The organism is Actinoplanes sp. CA-131856, assembly GCF_050956135.1.
Taxonomy (GTDB): Bacteria; Actinomycetota; Actinomycetes; order Mycobacteriales; family Micromonosporaceae; genus Actinoplanes.
In genome coordinates this window covers 7,437,247-7,457,163 of the sequence record NZ_CP191849.1, presented here as the reverse complement: position 1 = coordinate 7,457,163, position 19,917 = coordinate 7,437,247, and the positions used below count along the sequence as shown (strand labels likewise).

The following is a 19,917-nucleotide window of genomic DNA, read 5'->3' as shown; positions in this document are numbered from 1 at the left end:
GGACCGAGCGGGCTACGGCGCCACTCGGCCCCCGTCGCGGCACCGGGCGGCGACAGCCCGCGGCGGGTCGGAGCCGGAAAGCCTTTGCCGGGAGGGCGGCAAGGCGTTCGAAAATCCGGCCGGGGTCCACTGGACCCCGGCCGGGTTGGACTTTGCATTCCGCCGACGGCGGCCGTGTCCCGCTTGCGAAACGACCGGGGCGACGAGGCGCCCACGGGGTGGTCAGGCCGGAACGTGGCTCTGGTTGATGGTCTGCTGCTGTGCCGGGTCCCACGTGAGGGTGGTGACCGACTCCCGGTAGCGGACGCGGGACGTGGCCTTTCGGTCGGCGCGGATCCGGGCCTCGTGGAGGCGGCCGTCGCGCCACGTCAGGTCGACCGTGAAGCCGCCCCGGGCGCGCAAACCCCGGACTGATCCCTCGCGCCATGTTGATGGCAGGGCGGGCAGCAGCTCGATCTCCTCGCCGTCGGACTGCAACAGCATCTCCGCGATGGCGCCGCTGCCGCCCGCGTTGCCGTCGAAGGAGTAGATGTTCTGCTCGGCGCCGGCGATGCCGCCCTGCGAATAGCTCAGCAGGTTCGTCTCGCTGGCGTCGGCGATCAGGCGGGTGATGTGGTGCAGGGCCTTGTCGCCGTCGAGCAGGCGGGCGTAGAAGGCCGCGAAATTGGCCTCCACCCACTCCGTCTGCTCCCAGCCGTCCGCCGCCTGCCGCCGTTCGATGGTGACCGCGGCCGCGCGGGCCAGTTCGGGCGTACGGCGCGGGGTGATCTGCCGTTCGGGGAAGACCGACACCAGGTGGGCGGTGTGGCGGTGGGCCGGGTCGGCCTCGTCGAAGTCGTGCAGCCACTCCTGGAGCTGGCCGTGCCGTCCGATCCGGAACGGGGACAGCCGGGCGCGGGCCTCCTCGGCCCGGGCCCGCAGCGCCGGGTCGACGCCGAGGATCTCGGCCGCCCGGGCGCAGATGCGCAGGATCGCCTCGGCGAAGGCGCGGTCGGCGGTGGCGCCCATCGCCACCGAGCAGCGCGCGCCGTCCGGGGCCAGATAGGCGTTCTCCGGCGACTCGGCCGGACCGGCCACGAGCCAGCCGTTCGTGGGCTCGGGCACCAGATAGTCGAGCAGGAACTCGGCCGCGCCGCGCAGGACCGGATAGGCCTGCTCGCGCAGATAGTCCTCGTCGAGCCCGTACTCGTAATGCTCCCACAGCTGCAGGGCCATCCAGGCGCCACCGGTGACGTTCAGGCCCCAGCCGATGCCGGCCCCGGGCGCGCTGTAGCCCCACGCGTTGGTGACCGTGTGGGCGACCCAGCCGCCGGCACCGTACATCCGCCGGGCCGTGTCGTGGCCGGCCTCGGCGAGCCGCTGGAGGAAGCCGAACAGCGGGGTCTGGCACTCGGCCAGGTGGCCCGACTCGGCCGCCCAGTAGTTCTGCTGGGTGTTGATGTCGAGGTGGAAGTCGTTGCTCCAGCCCATGCTGCTGGCGAAGCCGTCGTTCCAGACGCCCTGCAGGGCCAGCGGCAGCGGCGAGTCGGCCCGGGAGCCGGCGATGGTGAGGTAGCGGCCGTACTGGTAGTACAGGGCGATCAGATCGTCGTCCTGGTGTCCCTGGGCCAGGCGCTCCCGGCGTACGTCGGTGGGAAGCGCGACCGGCTCGCCCAGATCGAGCGACACCCGCCCCATCAGGGCCTGGTGGTCGGCGACGTGGGCAGCGCGCAGGGTCTCGTAGCCGGCCTCGACGGCCACCAGCTTCTCGGCCCGGCTCACGGCGTCCTCGCCGGCCCAGTCGGTGCCCACGGCGATCAGCACGACGACCGCGTCGGCGCCGGCGACGGTGACCGTGCCGCCGTCACGGCGCAGGGTGCCGCCCTCGAGCACGAAGCGGCAGCGGATCTCGACCGTGGCGCCGTCCTCGCCGTTGCTGTGCAAGGTTTCCACGGCGCGGCCGCTGAAGGCGAGGCCGTTCTCGGTGGCCGTGGTGACGCCGGGCAGGATGGTGTTGTCGAGGGTCGCGGTGAAGCCGAGGGGCCGGGCCGCCGTGATCCGCATGGCGATGACGCCGTGCGGGTGCGAGGCGAAGACTTCCCGCACGTGGTCGTCGCATTCGACGCGGACGAGGCCGGTGGCGAGGTCGAGGGAGCGGCGGTAGCGCTCGGAGGAGAGCCCGGCGAAGTCGAGGCGCAGGCGGGGGAGGGGCACGTTCGTGCCGAACGAGGTGGGCCGTCCGGGCAGATGTTCGGCCGCGAGCCGCTGGGCCTCGGCGTACCGGCCCTCGAACAGCAGGTTGCGGATGGCCGGAACGTGCGAGAGGGCGGTCGGGCTCACGTCGGTGTCCGAGGGTGCCCCGGACCACGCGGTCGACTCGGAGAGACGGATGGTTTCGGTGCTTATGCCCCCGTACACCATGCCGCCGAGCCGGCCGTTGCCGATCGGCAGGGCCTCGAACCAGCGCTCGGCCGGCCGATCGTAGAAGAGATCAGTGGAAGGCATGGGAAGTCTCCTGAAGGCCGTCGATGCAGCGCGGCGAGCGTAGGTCCGAATTGACGGCTAAATCAATACTTGACGAAGGAAATTATTGAGCTTAGATTTCGGCCATGTTTCCCGAGGCTGACGCCGTAGCGCCCGCAGTGACAGCCGTCTTCACCGCCGTCCTGACCGAGGGGCCGATCACCCGCGTCGCCCTCGCCCGGCGCCTCGACCTGTCCTCGGGCGCCGTCACCAAGGCGGCCCGCCCCCTCATCGACCTGGGCTATCTCGAGGAGATGGCCGCCACCGAGCGCACCGGTCCGGGCGCCGGGCGCCCGGCCAGCCCGCTGGCCATCCGGGCCGACAGCGAGTTCTTCGTCGGCGTGAAGATCACCGCCGACGAACTCATCGGCGTGGTCTGCGACCTGCGCGCCCAGGTGCGCGTGTCGGCGCACCGGCGGCTGCCCGTGTCCGGCGCCGACCAGGTGCTCACCCAGCTCGGCGAGCTCGTCGACGACCTGCTCGACGGCCCCGGCGACTATCGGTCGCGCACCCGCCGGCTCGGGCTGGCCGTCTCCGGCGACGTCGACCCGGTCACCGGGCTGGTCCGCTATTCGCCGTTCCTGCGCTGGCACGACGTCGCGCTGCGGGAACGGGCCGAGAAGATCACCGGCCTCGCCGTCACGGTCGAGAACGACGTGAAGGCTCTCACCATCGCCGAGCACTGGTTCGGCGAGGGCGTGGGGGCCGAGTCGTTCGCGCTCGTCACCGTCGGCGCCGGCATCGGCTGCGGCCTGGTCGTGGGCGGCCGGCTCGTCTCGGGCGCGCACGGCGTGGCCGGCGAGATCGGTCACATCGGCATCGACGTCGACGGCCCCGACTGTCACTGCGGCAGCCGCGGCTGTGTGGAGGCGATAGCGGGCGCGGACGCCATCGTGCGGCAGGCCCGTTCTTCTTCAGGGCGGCCTTCCCTGACGTTCGAGGAGGCGGTGTCGCTGGCCCGAGCCGGCGACGTGGCGATCTGTGAGGTCTTCGCCCGGGCCGGTGACGCCATCGGGGCCGGCATCGCCGCCGTGGCCAACCTGGTCGGCCCGGCCCGCATAGTCGTCTCCGGCGAAGGCCTGGCCGCCTACGACCTGTTCGAGCCGCACATCCGGGCCGGCTTCCAGCGCCGGGCCTTCGGCGCCGCCGCCGACTGTCCACTGTCGATCAGGCCGCTGCCGTTCGAGGAGTGGGCGCGGGGTGCGGCCACGGTGAGCATCAAGGCGCTCGTGGCGGCCGGATAAAATAGCCCGTGACCTCTGCTGTTTTCTTCGACTGCGACGGCGTGCTCGTCGACTCCGAGCCCATCACGAACGGCGTCCTCCGGACGATGCTGATCGACCTCGGCTGGGAGATCTCCGAGCGCGACTGCATCGACCTGTTCGTCGGCAAGGCGCTGCGCGACGAGTGGGCGATCATCCAGAAGCAGACCGGCTTCCGCATCGACGACGCCTGGCTGGCCAGCTTCCGCGGCCGCCGCGACGAGGCCCTGCGGTCGAGCCTGGTCCCGATCGACGGCGTTCAGGAGGCGGTCCGGGCCGTGGCCGGGCTCATGGGCGAGCGGTTCGCCTGCGTGAGCGGGGCCGACCGCGGCAAGATCGAGATGCAGCTCAAGCTGGCCGGCCTCGACGGCTACTTCGGCGACCGCGTCTTCAGCGGCATGGAGGTGCCGCGCAGCAAGCCGGCGCCCGATGTCTATCTGGCCGCGGCCGAGGCGCTGAAGGTCGATCCGGCCGGCGCGGTCGTCATCGAGGACTCCGTCGCGGGCGTCACGGCCGGCGTGGCCGCCGGGGCGACGGTGTTCGGCTTCGCGCCGGCCAGCCCCACCCACGCCTCGCCGGACGTGCTGCGGGCGGCCGGGGCGAGCCTGGTCTTCACGCACATGTCCGAGCTGCCCGGTCTGCTCACTCGATGACGGTGCGGTCCACGGTCCAGGCGCGGGCCTGATCGCTGAGGGTCACGCCCAGGCCGGGCCGGCCGGAGAGGTGCAGGCGGCCGTCGCGGATCTCCAGACGCTCGTTGAAGAGCGGGTGGAGCCAGTCGAAATGCTCGACCCAGGGCTCGTACGGATAGGCCGCGGCCAGGTGGATGTGGATCTCCATGGCGAAATGCGGGGCCAGGGTTAGGTGGCGCTGCTCGGCCAGGGCGGCCAGCTTCTGGAACTGGGTGACGCCGCCGATGCGGGGCGCGTCGGGCTGGATGACGCCGACCGCGCCGAGCATCCGCTCGTGCTCGGCCACGCTCGTCAGCATCTCGCCCGAGGCGATGGGTGTGTCCAGCGCTCGGGAGAGGACGCGATGGCCTTCGGCGTCGTACGCGTCGAGCGGCTCCTCGATCCAGACCAGCCCGAACTCGTCGAGGGCCCGCCCGGCCCGCCGGGCCGTGTGGCGGTCCCACTGCTGGTTGGCGTCGACCATCAGCGGGATGTCGCCCAGGCTCTCGCGGACCGCGCGGACCCGGGCCAGATCGACCGCGAGCGACGGATGCCCCACCTTGATCTTGATGCCGTCGATGCCGGCCGCGCGGGCGGCGGCCGCGTTCTCGATGACGCGGGGGAGCGGCTCGTGCAGGAAACCGCCGGAGGTGTCGTAGCAGCGCACCGAGTCGCGGTAGGCGCCGAGCAGCTTGGCCTGGGGCAGCCCGGCCCGCTTGGCCTTGAGGTCCCACAGCGCCACGTCGATCGCGGCGATGGCCTGGGTCGCCGCCCCGCTGCGGCCGACCGAGGCGCCGGCCCAGACCAGCTTGGTCCCGAGCCGGCCGATGTCGCTGGGATCCTCGCCGAGCAGCTCGGCCGCGACCTCGCGGGCGTGTGCGTACTGGGCGCGCCCGCCGGCCCGTTTGCTGTAACCGAATCCGAGGCCCTCGAGCCCGTCGGCCGTGCCGATCTCGGCGAACAGGAACGCGACCTCGGTCATCGGCTTCTGCCGCCCGGTGAGCACCTTCGCGTCGCTGATGGCCGTCTTCAGCGGCAGCGTCACCGACGACAGCGTGACGCGGCTGATCCGGTCGCTCATGAGCGCACCAGGCACGGCCGCTTGGGGTCGAACTCCCACCCGGGCACCAGAAAGCGCATCGCCGCCGTGTCGTCCCGCGCCCCGAGCCCGTGTTCCCGATAGACCTCGTGCGCGGCCAGCAAGGCGTCCCGGTCCAGCTCGATTCCCAGACCATTTCCCGGTGGTACGCCGATGAGCCCACCCGCGATCCGCAAGGGCGCACGGGTGAGCCGCTGCCCGTCCTGCCAGATCCAGTGCGTGTCGAGCGCGGTGATCTCGCCGGGTGCGGCCGCGCCGACGTGGGTGAGCATGGCCAGCGAGATGTCGAAGTGGTTGTTGGAGTGCGAGCCCCACGTCAGCCCGAAGTCGTGGCACAGCTGGGCCACGCGCACCGCGCCGCGCATGGTCCAGAAATGGGGATCGGCGAGCGGAATGTCAACGGCGTCCATCCGTACGGCATGAGCCAGCTGCCGCCAGTCGGTGGCGATCATGTTGGTCGCCGTCCGCAGGCCGGTCGCCCGGCGGAACTCCGCCATCGCCTCCCGGCCGGACAGGTCGCCCTCGGCGCCGACCGGGTCCTCGGCGTACGCCAAGGTGTTCTTGAGATTCGCGCAGAGCGCGACGGCCTCGCCCAGCCGCCACCCACCGTTGGGGTCGACGGTGATGCGTGCCTCCGGGAAGCGGGCGGCGAGCGCGCGGACCGCCTCGATCTCCTCCTCGGCCGCGAACACGCCGCCCTTGAGCTTGAAGTCGGCGAAGCCGTACCGGGCCTGCGCGGCCACGGCCAGGTCCACGATGGACCCGGGCGTGAGGGCGGGCTCGCGGCGCCGCTTCTCCCAGTCGTCGGCCGGGTTCGGCTCCACGACGTAGGGCAGGTCGGTGCGGGTGTGGTCGCCGACGTAGAAGAGATAGCCGAGCACGGGCACCGCGTCGCGCTGCTGTCCCTCGCCGAGCAGCTCGGCCACCGGCACGCCCAGATGCCGGCCGACCAGGTCGAGCAAGGCGCTCTCCAGGGCGGTCATCGCGTGTACGGCCACCCGTAGGTCGTACGTCTGCGGTCCCCGGCCTTTGACGTCGAGACCGGCGAAGCGAGCACTCGTCTCGCGGAGGAGCGTGGCGTAGCGGGCGATCGGCTGCCCGATGAGGGACGCTCCCGCCGCCTCGATGGTGGCGCGGATGGCCTCGCCGCCGGGCACCTCGCCCAGGCCCTCGCGGCCCGCGCTGTCGGTTACGATCGCGACGTTGCGGGTGAAGAACGGGCCGTGCGCGCCACTGAGGTTGAGCAGCATGCTGTCGTGCCCGGCCACCGGCACCACCTCGACCCGGGCGACCGTGGGCGTGCTCACGAGCGGACCTTGTCGATGAGGGCGGCCAGATCGGCCCGGTCGGCCGGGGTCAGATCGGTCAGCGGCGGGCGGACGCGGCCGCCGTCGCGGCCGATCGCGGTCAGGCCGGCCTTGATGATGGAGACGGCGTAGCCGCGGGCGCGGTCACGGATGTCGAGATACGGGATGACGAAGTCGTTGAGCAGCTGGTAGACCGTGGCGCGGTCCTGAGACCGTACGGCCGTGAAGAACCTCAGGGCGTACTCGGGAAGGAAGTTGTAAAGGGCCGAGGAGTAGGTGCTCACGCCGAGCTGGAGCAACGGCAGGGCGAAGGTCTCGGCCGTCGGCAACCCTCCGATGTAGATCAAGCGGTCGCCGAGCCGGGCGTAGGTGCGGGTCATCCGCTCGATGTCGCCGACGCCGTCCTTGAGCCCGATCAGGTTGGGGTTGCGCTCGGCCAGCTCGGCCACCGTGACGTCGTCGAGCACGGCGTTGGCCCGGCTGTAGACGATGACGCCGAGCCCGGTCGCCCGGCACACGGCGGTCACGTGCGCGATCAGCCCGGCCTGGGTGGCCTCGGTGAGATAGGGCGGCAGGAGCAGGAGCCCGGCCGCACCGGCCCGCTCGGCCGCCTCGGCCTGCGCGGTCGCCTGGGCGGTGCCGCCGGTGGCCGGGGCGACCACCGGGAGGCGGGGGCCGACCTCGTCGACGGCCGCGCGCACCACGGCGTCGATCTCGGCCGAGGTCAGCGAGAAGCCCTCACCGGTGCCGCCGGCCGCGAACAGCCCGGCCACGCCGAAGCCGGTCTGCCACGCGAGGTGTTCGCGGTAGCGGGGCTCGTCGAAGGTGAGGTCGTCGTCGAAGTGCGTCACGGGGAAGGAGAGGAGGCCGGTGGCGAGACGGGAGGCGAGTTCGGCTGGCGTCACCCTGGTCACGGTAGGTATCGACGATGATGCCTGTCCAAGAGTGTTTCCGCATCATCCGATACCTTTCGTGCATCGATCACCGCGAGGGCGCGGGCCAGGGCCGGATTCGGCGACTGGCGCGGCCACAGCAGATGCAGCTCGACCGGCTCCGGGACCGAGGTGGCCAGCGGCACGAAGGCGACCCGCGGAATGGCCAGCAGTGTGGCCGACGCCGGCACGAAGGCGATGCCGCGCCCGGCCGAGACGAGCCACAGCATCGTGAGGATCTGGCTGACGCTGTGCACGACCCGCTCCTGGATCAGCGGCACCGTGCCGGCCACCAGGTCGTAGAAGTAGCGGGCCTTCTGCTGCGAGTGGAGGATGAGCGGCTCCCCGGCCAGGTCGCCCGCCTCGGCCGGCCGGTCCAGGCCGGTCAGCCGGTGCCCGGCCGGCACGGCCAGCAGCAGAGCCTCGCGGTGCAGCAGCCGTGAATCGAACAGATCCGCGTCGAACGGCGGGCGGGCCAGTCCCAGGTCGAGGTCCTCGGCGGCCAGCGCGGCCACCTGCTCGCGGGTGACCATCTCGAACAGCTCGACCCGCACCTCGGGCAGCTTGCGCTCGAACTCGTCGAGCAGCCGGCCCAGGATGCCGAACGTGGACGCGGCCGTGAAGCCGAGGCGCACCAGGCCGCGGGTGCCCGACGAGACGCGCTGGGCCAGATCGGGCGCGGCCTCGGCGATGGCCAGGATGCGCCGGGCCTCGCGCAGGAAGGCCTCACCGGCCGGGGTCAGCGCCACCCGCCGGTTGTCCCGCTCCAGCAGATGCACGCCGACGGCCGCCTCCAGCTTCTGGATCTGGCGGCTCAGCGGGGGCTGGGTCATGCGCAGCCGGGCCGCGGCCCGCCCGAAGTGGAGTTCCTCGGCCACGGCGACCAGGCCGCGGAGTTGCTCCAGCGTGTACGCCATGCAAGAAAGGTATCAATCAATGCAATAAGAGAGTTGGACTCGCATCGATGGCTGGTCATACGCTCGTGACCCGCCTCACATATCCCAGGAGCGTCCCATGCGCAGCAAGCTCGCGGGTGTCTCTCTAGTCGCCGTCCTCGCCCTGGCCGCGTGCGGCGGCAACCTCGACGACAGCGGTTCCTCCGATGCCGGCTCCTATCCGGAGCGAGCGGTCAGCCTGCTCGTCGGGCAGGACGCCGGTGGCAGCACCGACCTGATCGCCCGCGCCCTGGCCGACCCGGCCTCGGCCGACCTCGGACAGTCCGTCACCGTGCTCAACAAGCCCGGCGCCAACGGCGCGGTCGCGGCCAAGGAACTGGCCGGGGCCAAGAACGACGGCTACACGGTCATGCTCTTCGTCGGCTCGCTGGCCTACATCACGCCGCTGGCCGTGCCGGAGAGCGAAGCGGTCGACATCAACGACTACGAGGTCGTCACGGGCGTCTCGCAGGACGACTACGTGCTGGTGGCCAATCCACAGACCGGCTTCACGACGGTGAAGTCCATCTCCCGGCCGATCAAATACGCCACCACGGGGGTCGGCACGGGCAGCCAGCTCAGCCAGGAGCTGCTCTTCGCGCAGGCCGGCATCAAGGCGACAGCGGTGCCGTTCAACGGGGGCTCGCCCGCGCTGACCGCCGTCCTGGGCGGGCAGGTCGACGTGGCCGCGGTCCAGCTCGGCGAGGCCAAGGCGCAGATCGAGGCGAAGAAGGTCACGCCGATCGTCACCTTCGCCAGCGAACGGCCCACGTACATGCCGGACACGCCGACGGCGGCCGAGGCCGGGTACGACGCGCTCGTGCAGCAGTCGCGGGCCGTCGTCGCCCCCAAGGGAACACCGAAAGAGGTGCTCGACCGGCTGCGCGCGGCGTTCCAGAAGTCGTTCGGCGACCAGAAGTACAAGGACTTCAACACCCAGCGCATGCTCACCCCGAACGAGGTCGACGGGGCCACCCTGCTCAAGCAGTGGAACGACTCGCTGACCACCTACAAGGCGCTGGTCGGCAAATACAAGATCGACCTGAGCGGCACGTCGTGACGGACCGCGTCGTCGCCGCGATCGTCGTGGCGCTCGGCGGCGCGGCGCTGGCCGGGTCGCTCGGTCTGGGCGTGGGAAGTCCCGCCGCGCCCGGACCGGGCACCTGGCCGTTCCTGATCAGCGTCGCCCTGATCGTCCTCGGCCTCGTCCTGGCCTTCCGGCGGTCCGATGACCGCTTCACCCGGCCCGGGCTCGCGGTGGTGACCGCGGTGGCCGGCATGGCCGTCTTCGTGGCGGTGGTCGGCGTCATCGGCTTCGAGATACCGACCGCGCTGCTGGCCTTCGGCTGGCTCCGCTTCATCGGCCGCGAGTCCTGGCGTACGTCCGCGGTCGTCAGCCTCGCCGTGACCGTCGCCTTCTACCTGATCTTCGTAGGCGCCCTCTCCGTCAGCATTCCCCACCTCTTCTAGGGGGTCCCTTGTCCGCGGTGCTCGACGGCTTCGCCGTCGTGGTGGAGCCGAAGAACCTGCTCTACTGCCTCATCGGCGTCGTCATCGGCATGCTCGTCGGCGTGCTGCCCGGCCTCGGCCCGGCCGCCACCATCGCCATCCTGCTGCCGGTCACCTTCGGCCTCGAACCGGTCACCTCGATCATCATGCTGGCCGGCATCTTCTACGGCGCCCAGTACGGCGGCACCATCACCTCGGTCCTGCTGCGCCTGCCCGGCGAGGCGTCGTCGGTGGTCACCGTCTTCGACGGCCACGCCCTGGCCCGGCAGGGCAAGGCCGGCACCGCGCTCGGCATCGCCGCCATCGGCTCGTTCGCCGGTGGCACGCTCTCCATCGTCGCCCTCACCTTCGTGGCGCCGCTCGTGGCCGGCTTCGCGCTCGACTTCGGCCCGCCCGAGTACACGGCGCTCGCCCTGCTCGGCATCCTGCTCGTGGCCACCATCTCGCCCGGCAGCAAGCTCAAGGCGCTCATCGCCGCCGCGGCCGGCCTGCTGCTGGCCACGGTCGGGCGCGACGACTTCATCAGCGCCGAACGGTTCACCTTCGGCAGCCTGTCGCTGGCCGACGGCCTCGACTTCGTACCCATCGCGATGGGCTTGTTCGGCCTGGGCGAGATCCTCTACAACCTCGAGGAGCGCCACAAAGCAGTCACCGCCCCGGCGCCCGTGACAAACGTCTGGCCCGGCCGGGCCGACCTGCGCCAGGCTTCGGGCGCGATCGGCCGGGGCGGCGTCCTCGGCTTTCTCCTGGGCATCCTGCCCGGCGGCGGCGCCGTGCTGTCCTCGATGGCCGCGTACGCGCTGGAGAAGCGCCGGGCCAAGGACCCCGCACGGTTCGGGCACGGGGCGGTCGAAGGGGTCGCCGCGCCCGAGACGGCGAACAACGCGGCCGCCACGTCGTCGTTCATCCCGTTGCTGTCGCTGGGCATCCCGGCCAACGCCACCATGGCCGTCATCTTCGGCGCGCTGCTCATCCAGGGCATCACGCCGGGCCCACAACTGGTCACCGAGCATCCGGACCTGTTCTGGGGCGTGGTGAACTCGATGTACCTCGGCAACGTTCTGCTGCTCATCATGAGCATCCCGCTGGTCGGCCTGTTCGTCCGCATCCTGCGGGTCCGGCCGTCGATCCTGGCCCCGATCACGGCCCTCATCACGCTGATCGGCGCCTACACCGTCCGCAACGACGTGTTCGACATCGGCCTGGTCGTCGCCTTCGGCGTCCTCGGATATCTGATGAAGAAGGCCGGCTTCGACGCGGGCCCGCTCGTCCTCGCCTTCGTGCTGGGCTCACTGCTGGAGACGTCGCTGCGCCGCTCCCTGCTGATGTTCGACGGCGACCCCACCGGCTTCCTCACCCGGCCCATCTCCGGCGTGCTGTTCGCCTGCCTTCTCGCCGTCATCCTGCTGCCCCTGGTCAGGCGCCGCACCACCTCACCCGACCGGGAGGAGGCGCCGGCGGAGGACCGGCCGTAGGTTCGGCCGGTGGGACTACGGTCGGTTCGCGCCCCGGCGGCGCCGATGGGGGAGCGGTGGGCAAGCGGGCGGGCGGCCCGCGGCCCGGTGCCACTGCGCGATCTGGCGGCGGTGACGCGTCACCAGGACGCGCTGGAGACTGTCCTGGGGCAGAACAAGGCCCGCGTCCCGGAGCTCGTGCCGATCCGGATGGAGCGGATGGTGGCCTCGCCGTGGACCTATTTCCGAGGGGCGGCGGCGGTGATGGCGGCCGACCTCGGCGCGGCCCCGCACACCGGCATCGAGGTGCAGCTCTGCGGCGACGCGCACGTGCTCAACTTCGGGCTGTGGGCGACACCGGAGCGGCAGCTGTCGTTCGACCTGCGCGACTTCGACGAGACCCTGCGCGGCCCCTTCGAGTGGGACGTGAAGCGCTATCTGGCCAGCCTGGTCGTGCTCGCCCGCGACACCGGGCGGGACGAGCGGGTCGCTGAGGCGGCGGTGCGGGCGGCCCTGAGGGCGTACCGGGAAAAGATCGGTTTCTACTCGACGGCGGACGAGCTGAGGATCTGGTACGACGTGGTCACGGCCGACCAGCTGCTCGACCTGTTCGCCCCGGAGGAACAGGAACAGGCGTCGGCCCGGCTGGCGAGGCGGGCCCGACGGCGGACGAGCGAGGGCGCGGCCCGCAAACTGACCCAGCTGGTCGACGGGCAACTGCGGATCGTCGAGGACCCTCCGATCCGGGTGCGCCTCCCAACCGGCCTGGCTGCCGACACCGTGCAGGCCTATCACGACAGCCTGCCGTACGAGCGGCGCAGTCTGCTCGACCGCTTCACGCTGGTCGACGCCGTCCGGCAGGTGGTCGGTGTCGGCAGCGTGGGCATGCGGGTCCACCTGCTGCTGCTCCAGGGCCGCAACGGCCGGGAGCCGCTGTTCCTCCAGCTCAAACAGGCGGGCCCGTCGGTCTATGAGCAGTTCCTGGGCCCGAGCCCCTACAAGAGCCACGGCGAACGGGTGATCCGCGGCAAACGCCAGATCCAGGCGGCGAGCGACATCTTCCTCGGCTGGACGGGCGACTATTACGTACGCCAGTTCCGCGACATGAAGGTGATCCCGAACGGCGCCCTCATCGCCCCGTACCTCGTCCCGTTCGCCGAGCGCTGCGCGCGGGTGCTGGCTCGAGCGCACGCCCGCACCGGCGACGCCCTGGCGATAGCCGGCTACATCGGAAACGGCCGCCGCTTCGACGAGGCGATGACCCACTTCGCCATCACATACGCCGACCAGACCACCCTCGACCACGCGGAGTTGGCGGCGGCCCACCCAAGCTGACCCGGCCACGGAACGACGCCGATCGCGCGACCGAGACGACGCCGGTCCTCGGCGGTAGCCAGCGCTTGTTTTCCTTGCCAGGAGACAGCGCCGGCGGCCAGGGTGGCACCGATACCGACCGCGACGCCGGCGATGTTGCCGATTCCTTGCATGGCGCAGCAATCGCCTCGCGATCGGCAGTGGAGCTATTTGCCGCGCAGGAAGGCCGTCAGGCGGTCGGCCTCGTCGTTCACCTCGGACTGTTCGGTGCGGGTCAGGGGGCGCAGCGGGGTCACCGTGACCGGGCCGGTCGGGGGTGCGGTCCAGGTGGCGGCGACCCGGCCGTCGATCAGGGTCACTCGGATGCCGGCCACCGACAGGTTGCGGTGTTCGTCGTCGATGATGCGGGTGCGGTCGTGGTAGCCGAGGATCGCGTTGTCGAAGGCGGGGAGGAAGCGGACCGGAGCCGGCGTGTCCGGGTCGGGGCGGGGCGCGCCGGCCAGGTCGAGCAGGCGGCGGCCGCGGGTGTCGCGGAGGTCGATCAGCTCGTCGCGCAGTGCCGCCACCGCCTCGGGGAGGCCGGCCAGGCCGCACCAGGCGCGCAGGTCGGCGGTCGACGCGGGGCCGAAGGCGGCCAGATAGCGCCGGATCAGGTCGGCGTCGGGCGCGGAGGACGGCGGGTCGGCGGGGAGCCAGGTGGACAGTGGCAGGTAGTGCGCGCCGCCGGTGGCGCGCCACATGCCCCGGGGCGGGATCTGGACGGCCGGGATCAGCGCGATGACCGCCTCGCCCAGGGCGCGCGGGGCCGCCGTGGGCCAGTGCCGGGCCATCTCGCGGCCGGCCTCGCCGGCGGTGCGGGGGCGGCCGTCGGCCATCAGGGCCTCGGCCCGGGCCGCGAGCTCGGCCAGGTCGACGCCGGCGAGCTCGCGGCGATAGACACCGAGGACCTTCTGGAGCAGGAGCGCCTGGTGCCGGGGACGCCAATTCCGGGCGTCGGCGGCGGTGACGAGGTGGACGGTGCGGCGCATGAGATGCATCCGTACGACCTCTCGCCGCTCCAGCAACCCCGAGAGCTCGGCCGGCTCGAACGCGGTCATCCGCGACCAGAGACCGACGAACGGCTCCTGCGGCTCCTGCGCCTGCAAGCCGCCCAGATGGGCGATCGTGTCCAGCGCCGGGCCGCCGGTGCGCTCGAGCAGATGCTGACGGGCGAGCGTGGCCCGGTTGAGGGCCCGTGCGTCGAGAGTGACTGTCACGGGCCCAGTCTTACCGGTATTGCGGCCAGTTTGCGGCCGCTAGCTGGGCGGGATGTTGTGGTTGACGCGGAACAGGTTGGCCGGGTCGTAGCGGCGCTTGACCGCCTGGAGCCGGGGATAGTCGGCGGGGGACCAGGCCAGGGCGGCGGGCTCGCCGGCGAACATGAAGTTCAGGTAGCGGCGGCCGGTCGACCACGGGGACAGGGCGTCGATCAGCTGCTGCTCGTAGGCGTGCAGGGCCTCGGAGTCCGGTGGGCCGCCCGCCGCGACCAGGAAGACGTTGTACAGGGTGTCGTCGCGGTTGCCGACGGCGTTCGGCACGGCCGGTGGGCGTGCCAGCGCGCCGCCCATGTGCCGGATCTCGGCCAGCACCAAGGGGGAGGTGGCGGACGGGCCGGCCAGGCGGAGGAACTCGTCGACCGCCTCGGCCGGCAGGGACCGGAGCAGGGCGCCGTGCTCATAGAGCGGCAACGGGTCCACCGGGTCACTGTGGACAGAGGCGATCGCCGTGTACGGCAACTCGGCCACCGCGTCGATGACGGGCTCGCCCAGGGCCCGGAACGGGGCGATCAGGCGCTCACCCTCGGCCGGGTCACCCAGATAGGTGATGCGCAGGTGGGCCACCAGGCGGTCGCGCAACGGCTCGGGCACGAACGGCAGCGGTGGCAGGTGCAGCAGGCCGACCGAGGCCGACATCTCCTCGGGCAGGTCGGCCGTCCACCGGCGGAACAGGTGCAGCACCTCGCCCGACAGCTCGCCGGGGAAGAAGATGCCGCCGCCGTAGAAGGTGCGGATCGGGAACAGGGTGAACTCGACGGCCACCACCATCCCGAAGTTGCCCTTGCCGCCGCGCACGGCCCAGAACAGGTCGGGCTCGCTGTCGGCGGTGACCCGGCGCAGCTCGCCGTCGGCGGTGACGATCTCCAGCGCGGTCACGTGGTCGGCCGCATATCCGTGCTTACGGCCGAAAGGTCCGAGGCCACCCCCGATGGTGTACGACACCACGGTCACCGTGGGCGAGGATCCGTTCAGAGCGGCCAGCCCGAGCTTGCCCGCCTGCTCGATGAGCTCGGCCCAGACGACACCGGCCTCGACCCGCGCCGTGCGGGCTGTCTCATCGATGCTCAGGCCGGTCAGCCGCCGGGTGGTGACGAGCACCGCGCCGGCCGACGGGACCGAGCTGCCGTGGCCGGCCCCGAGGACGGCCACCGGCAGGTCGTGGGCGGCGGCGTAGCGGACCGCGGCCTGGACGTCGGCCGGGTTCATGGCCCCGACCACGACCGACGGCGTGTGCACGACGGTCAGGTTGTAGGTGTGCAGCTCGTTCGCGTAGCCGTCGTCGGAGGGGGTGAGGACGGGACCGGTCACGCTCGCGCGCAGATCAGCGATGGTCACGGAGAGAGTCCTTGTCACAGGGAGGCGGTCAGGCCGCCGTCGATGAGGATGTCGGCGCCGGTGACGTTGCCGGCCCGGCCGCCGGCCAGCAGCAGCACCAGGTCGGCCACCTCCTCGGGTTGGGTGAAACGGCCGGTCGCGGTGCCGCTCACGGCGCCTTTGGCCACGTCGTCGGGGGCCAGGTTCGCGGCGCCGCCGACGGTCTCGGCGACGCCGCCGGCGCCGAGCCACAGGTCGGTCGCCACCGGGCCGGGGCTGACCGTGTTGACCCGGACGCCCTTGGGCCCGACCTCCTTGGACAGCGCCTTGGAGAAGTTGGCCAGGGCCGCCTTGGCCGCGCTGTAGTCGATGACCAGCGGATCGGGCAGTGAGGCGTTCACCGATCCGACCGTGACGATGGTGCCGTGGCGCTCGAGCAGGTAGGGCAGGGCCGCGCGGGTCACCCGTACGGCGGAAAGGAAGTTGATCGTCAGGGCTTCCAGCCAGTCGTCGTCGGTCACCGAGAGGAAACCGCCGGTGCGCGGCTTCACCCCGCCCACGTTGTTGACGAGGATGTCGAGGTGGCCGCCGAGCGCCGCGACCGCCGACTCGACCAGCGCGGCGGGACCGTCCGGGGTGCTCAGATCCGCCGTGATCGGGTGCACGCCGGGCGAAGGGGTGCCGTGCCGCGCGCCGGCCACGACGGTCGCGCCCTCGGCGGCCAGGGCCCGGACGATGGCCAGGCCGATGCCCTTGCTGGCCCCGGTGACCAGGGCGGTCTTGCCCTTGAGGGAGAGGTCCATCAGAGGCCCTGCTTCTTCAGCCAGGTCAGGGCGGTCTCGGCGACCTCGCCCCAGCCGGAGTCGATGGTCAGCGAGTGGGCCTTGGCCGGGAAATCGACGATGTCGGTGACCGCGTGCGAGTGGCGGTACTGCTTGAGGGTCGCCCGGACCACGTTCTCGGGGACGGTGTGGTCCTTGCCACCGGCCATGAGCAGCAGCGGGCCGCGGGACTCGTTGTCGGTGGCCACCTTGGCCGGCGAGTGCGGGTTGAAGTTGGCCGCCGCCGCCTCGAAGAGGGGCTTGCCGGGCGCGGGGATCGACCAGCGGTCGTACAGCTGCCGTGACTCCTCCTCGGAGACGGCGTTGCCGAAGGCGTACCGGAACTGCTCGGGGGTCAGCGAGACCGCCTTGCTTTTGTTGGCCGGGTTGCCCAGCACCGGGAAGCCGGAGCGCAGCGTCGACAGCGGCAGCGGCAGCACGCCCTTGATCTGGGCGGCGTCGATGGCGACGGCCGCGGCGCCGAGGTCGAGGCCGAGCAGCTTCTGGGCGATCATGCCGCCGAACGAGTGCCCGATGAGGATCGGCTTGGCGGGCAGGGCGGCGATGATCGCGCTGTAGTGCTCGACGACGTCGTCGATGCCGTGACCGGCCAGCGCGTCCGGGTTGGCCCGGGTCTGTTCGACGGTCGGGGCGTCGCCCGGCCAGCCCGGCGCCACCGGCTGATATCCGCGCTCGGTGAACAGGTCGATCCAGGGCTGCCACGAGGAGGAGTGCAGCCACAGGCCATGGATGAAGACAACAGGAATCGTCATGCCCCGAGACGTTAGGCAGCGCTAGTGGGCAAAGTGTGGGCATCGATCTTCTCGCGTACGGCGTGCGCCTCCGGCCGCCCCAGGTCGTCGAGAACGGCCACGGCCGACCGCCACGCGCCGACGGCCTGCGAGGGGTCGCCGGCGGCCAGGTGGGCGTCGCCGAGGTTGACCAGCACCTCGGCCTCGGAGCGCCGGTCGCCGATCCGCACGCACAGCTCGGCCGAGGCGCGGAAGCACTCGATCGCCCGCCCGTGCTCGCCCAGGCCGGTGTGCGCGAGGCCGAGGGTGTCCAGGGTGGCCGCCTCGCCGTGCCGGTCGCCCAGCTCGCGGAAGACCACCAGGGCCTGCTCGCAGCGCTGCCGGGCGAGCTCGTGCCGGCCGAGCTTGGCGTGCAGGAACGCGGTTTCGTTCAGGCTCTTGGCCAGGCCGGCCCGATGACCCGCGGCGCGGTACAGGCCCTCGGCCCGCAGGTAGTGTTCGAGCACACGCTCGTACTGCCCGGGTCGCACGTACGTGTAGCCGATGCCCCGCTCGGTGTGTGCTCGCCGGACGGTCTCGCCGAGCTCGGTGTAGCGCTCGATGGCGTAGGTGAAGTGGGCCCGCGCCTCGTCGGCCCGGTCGGCCCGGGCCAGCGCGTGGCCCAGATCGCGGTAGCTGTCGGCCAGCAGCAGCGGATCGTCCAGCTGCTTGGCGGCGGTCAGCGCGACCCGGCGTGTGGTGACCTGGTCGTGGCGCAGGTCCTGCCGGCGCTGGAACGTGTCCAGCGTCCAGGCCAGTCGCCAGGCGTCGAGGCCGGTCAGACGGTCCACGAAGGACCGCAGCACCCGATATTCGGCGGTGAGCCAGGCCAGGGCCTGCTCCTCGCCGGTCAGCTTCTCGGGCCGGCTGCCCGGCTCGGGCTCGCCCAGCGCGAGCGGGTCGAGGCCGGGCGCCAGCAGCATCGCGGCCCGGTGGGCGGTGTGCAGATAGTGGCTCAGCAGCCGGGACCGGGCCGGCTCGTCCGCGCCGGCCAGGTCGGCGGCGTAGGCGCGCAGCAGGTCGTGAGCGCCGTACCGGCCGGGGGACACCTCGGTGAGCAGGCCGGCCCGCACCAGCTCGGTCAGCAGGGGCCGGACCGCGGCCGGGGCGAGGCCGGCCAGGCTGGCCAGTGCGGCCACCGTGATGTCGGCCCCGGGATGCAGGCCGAACAACCGGAACAGCCGGGCCGGTCCGTCGGCCAGGACGCGGTACGACCAGGAGAAGACCGTCCGCAGGTCGCTGTCCGGGTCGCCGGTGGTCAGCTGGGTCAGGCGGTCGGCCGCGTCGAGTTCGGCGGCGAGCTCGGCCATCGTCAAACCGGGCTGGGTGGCCGCGCGGGCGGCCACGATGGCCAGGGCCAGAGGCAGGCCGCCGCACCGGCCGATCACCTTGTCGACCGCGGCCGGCTCGGCGGCGATCCGGTCCGCGCCGAGCCGCGCGGCCAGCAAGTCCCGGGCCTGTCCGGTCGAGAACGTGTCGAGGGCGATCGGGCGCGCACCGTCCGACACGACCAGGCCCGCGAGCCGGTCGCGGCTGGTCACCAGCACCACGTGGCCGGGTGCTCCCGGCAGCAGCGGGCGGACCTGCGCGGTGTCGCGGGCGTTGTCGAACAGCAGCAGCATCCGCCGGCCGGCCAGCCGGCTGCGGTAGAGCGCGGCCCGCGAGTCCACATCGGCCGGGATCTGGTGCGACGGCACGCCGAGCGAGGAGAGAAGCCGCACCAGCGCCTCGGCCGGGTCCATGGCCGCGCCCGGACCGAACCCGCGCAGGTGCAGGTAGAGCTGGCCGTCGGGGCAGCGATCGGCGAACCGGTGGGCCAGATGCACGGCGAAGGTGGTCTTGCCGACGCCGGCCATGCCGCTGATCGCGCCGACCATCTCCCGGTCGGGCAGGGTGAGCGCGGCCGCCACCTCGGGCTCGCGGCCGGTGAATCCGGGCAGCCGGCGCGGAAGCTGGGCCACGGCCGCGGGCTTGATCAGCTTTTGGGCCGCGGCGGCCAGCTCGGGCCCGGGTTCCACGCCCAGCTCGCCGGCGAGCCGGGCCCGGACCTCCGCATAGCGTTTCTGGGCATCGGCCTGGCGGCCGGCCCCGGCCAGCATGAGCAGGAGCCGGGCCTGCAACGACTCGTTCAGCGGGGCCCGGTCGGCGGCCAGCTCCACGGCGCTGAGCAGCCGGCCGGAACCACCGGTCACCAGGGCAGCCTCGGCCGCGGCGGCCTCGTACTCGCGGTCCAGGGCGGTGAAGACGGCCTGCCCGCGCACCTCGGCCGGGAGCGTGGCGGCAGCGGGGCCCTGCCACAGGTCCAGGGCCTCGGCGTACGCCTTCTCGTTGAGCAGCGACCGGAAACGCAGCAGGTCGACCTCGTCCGGCCCGGCCTCGAGCCGATATCCGCCGCCGGCCCGGACCAGCCAGCGGCCCACCCCGCGCACGCTCAGCCCCGGCTCCAGGGCCCGGCGCAGCAGCCCGACGCTGCGGTGCACCGCGTTGACCGCGGTGGCCGGCGGGTCGTCCCACCACAGGGTGTCGACGATCTCGGCCAGGCTGACCGGCTGACCGGCCCGGGCCAGCAGCACGGCCAGCACGGACCGCTGCTGCGGGGCGCCGAGGTCGATCTCGGCGCCGTCCCGCCAGGCCCGCACCGGGCCGAGCACCGCGAACCACATCTTCGCCATGAGCGTGACGCTAGGCCG

General features: G+C 72.2%; 16 protein-coding genes. 6 read left to right on the top strand and 10 right to left on the bottom strand.

What is annotated here, in order from left to right:
• Nucleotides 1-222 precede the first annotated feature (222 nt).
• Nucleotides 223-2,484, bottom strand: coding sequence for a glycosyl hydrolase family 95 catalytic domain-containing protein (locus ACQP2X_RS34475; protein WP_498689060.1), 2,262 nt, complete (start codon nt 2,482-2,484; stop codon nt 223-225).
• 104 nt (nt 2,485-2,588) lie between these two features.
• On the opposite strand from ACQP2X_RS34475, the gene ACQP2X_RS34470 reads away from it, so the two are divergent.
• Nucleotides 2,589-3,746, top strand: a complete 1,158-nt coding sequence (locus tag ACQP2X_RS34470) for an ROK family protein (protein ID WP_498689058.1) — start codon at nt 2,589-2,591, stop codon at nt 3,744-3,746.
• An 8-nt stretch (nt 3,747-3,754) separates the two neighbouring features.
• Nucleotides 3,755-4,417, top strand: a complete 663-nt coding sequence (locus tag ACQP2X_RS34465; RefSeq protein WP_498689056.1) for an HAD family hydrolase — start codon at nt 3,755-3,757, stop codon at nt 4,415-4,417.
• On the opposite strand, the gene ACQP2X_RS34460 is transcribed toward ACQP2X_RS34465, so the two are convergent.
• From ACQP2X_RS34460 to ACQP2X_RS34445, 4 genes are read right to left on the bottom strand one after another with little or no spacing between them, the layout of a single operon-like run.
• Nucleotides 4,407-5,516: an L-talarate/galactarate dehydratase gene (locus ACQP2X_RS34460; protein ID WP_498689055.1), complete on the bottom strand. Its 1,110-nt coding sequence runs from the start codon at nt 5,514-5,516 to the stop codon at nt 4,407-4,409. The two genes, ACQP2X_RS34465 and ACQP2X_RS34460, sit on opposite strands and share 11 nt — an antisense overlap.
• Nucleotides 5,513-6,841 carry an enolase C-terminal domain-like protein gene (locus ACQP2X_RS34455; RefSeq protein WP_498689054.1) on the bottom strand — a complete coding sequence of 443 codons (1,329 nt, stop codon included), beginning with the start codon at nt 6,839-6,841 and terminating at the stop codon, nt 5,513-5,515. Before ACQP2X_RS34455 ends, ACQP2X_RS34460 begins: the two co-directional genes overlap by 4 nt.
• Nucleotides 6,838-7,746, bottom strand: coding sequence for a 5-dehydro-4-deoxyglucarate dehydratase (gene kdgD, locus ACQP2X_RS34450; protein WP_498689052.1), 909 nt, complete (start codon nt 7,744-7,746; stop codon nt 6,838-6,840). The genes ACQP2X_RS34455 and kdgD overlap by 4 nt, the downstream gene beginning before the upstream one ends.
• A gap of 5 nt (nt 7,747-7,751) precedes the next feature.
• Nucleotides 7,752-8,690, bottom strand: coding sequence for a LysR family transcriptional regulator (locus tag ACQP2X_RS34445; protein WP_498689050.1), 939 nt, complete (start codon nt 8,688-8,690; stop codon nt 7,752-7,754).
• A 97-nt stretch (nt 8,691-8,787) separates the two neighbouring features.
• On the opposite strand from ACQP2X_RS34445, the gene ACQP2X_RS34440 reads away from it, so the two are divergent.
• The 4 genes from ACQP2X_RS34440 to ACQP2X_RS34425 are packed head-to-tail and all read left to right on the top strand — an operon-like array spanning nt 8,788 to nt 13,006.
• Nucleotides 8,788-9,768, top strand: coding sequence for a tripartite tricarboxylate transporter substrate binding protein (locus tag ACQP2X_RS34440; protein WP_498689049.1), 981 nt, complete (start codon nt 8,788-8,790; stop codon nt 9,766-9,768).
• A complete protein-coding gene (locus tag ACQP2X_RS34435; RefSeq protein ID WP_498689048.1) occupies nt 9,765-10,178 on the top strand; it encodes a tripartite tricarboxylate transporter TctB family protein in 414 nt (137 codons plus the stop codon). Before ACQP2X_RS34440 ends, ACQP2X_RS34435 begins: the two co-directional genes overlap by 4 nt.
• Nucleotides 10,179-10,195: 17 nt before the next feature.
• On the top strand, nt 10,196-11,692 hold the full coding sequence (locus ACQP2X_RS34430; protein WP_498701103.1) for a tripartite tricarboxylate transporter permease: 1,497 nt from the start codon (nt 10,196-10,198) through the stop codon (nt 11,690-11,692).
• 9 nt (nt 11,693-11,701) lie between these two features.
• Nucleotides 11,702-13,006 (top strand): DUF2252 domain-containing protein, encoded by a 1,305-nt coding sequence (locus ACQP2X_RS34425; RefSeq protein WP_498689046.1) that lies wholly within the window; start codon nt 11,702-11,704, stop codon nt 13,004-13,006.
• A 185-nt stretch (nt 13,007-13,191) separates the two neighbouring features.
• On the opposite strand, the gene ACQP2X_RS34420 is transcribed toward ACQP2X_RS34425, so the two are convergent.
• The 5 genes from ACQP2X_RS34420 to ACQP2X_RS34400 are packed head-to-tail and all read right to left on the bottom strand — an operon-like array spanning nt 13,192 to nt 19,899.
• Nucleotides 13,192-14,241, bottom strand: a complete 1,050-nt coding sequence (locus tag ACQP2X_RS34420) for a winged helix DNA-binding domain-containing protein (RefSeq protein ID WP_498689045.1) — start codon at nt 14,239-14,241, stop codon at nt 13,192-13,194.
• 39 nt (nt 14,242-14,280) lie between these two features.
• On the bottom strand, nt 14,281-15,636 hold the full coding sequence (locus ACQP2X_RS34415) for an FAD-binding oxidoreductase (RefSeq protein WP_498689044.1): 1,356 nt from the start codon (nt 15,634-15,636) through the stop codon (nt 14,281-14,283).
• A 14-nt stretch (nt 15,637-15,650) separates the two neighbouring features.
• Nucleotides 15,651-16,418, bottom strand: a complete 768-nt coding sequence (locus ACQP2X_RS34410) for an oxidoreductase (protein ID WP_498689043.1) — start codon at nt 16,416-16,418, stop codon at nt 15,651-15,653.
• The gene (locus ACQP2X_RS34405; RefSeq protein WP_498689042.1) at nt 16,418-17,209 is read right to left on the bottom strand and encodes an alpha/beta hydrolase; all 792 of its coding nucleotides are present in this window, start codon (nt 17,207-17,209) and stop codon (nt 16,418-16,420) included. Before ACQP2X_RS34405 ends, ACQP2X_RS34410 begins: the two co-directional genes overlap by 1 nt.
• An 11-nt stretch (nt 17,210-17,220) precedes the next feature.
• Entirely contained in the window at nt 17,221-19,899 is a 2,679-nt protein-coding gene (locus ACQP2X_RS34400; RefSeq protein WP_498689041.1) for an AfsR/SARP family transcriptional regulator, read from the bottom strand.
• Nucleotides 19,900-19,917: the final 18 nt, after the last annotated feature.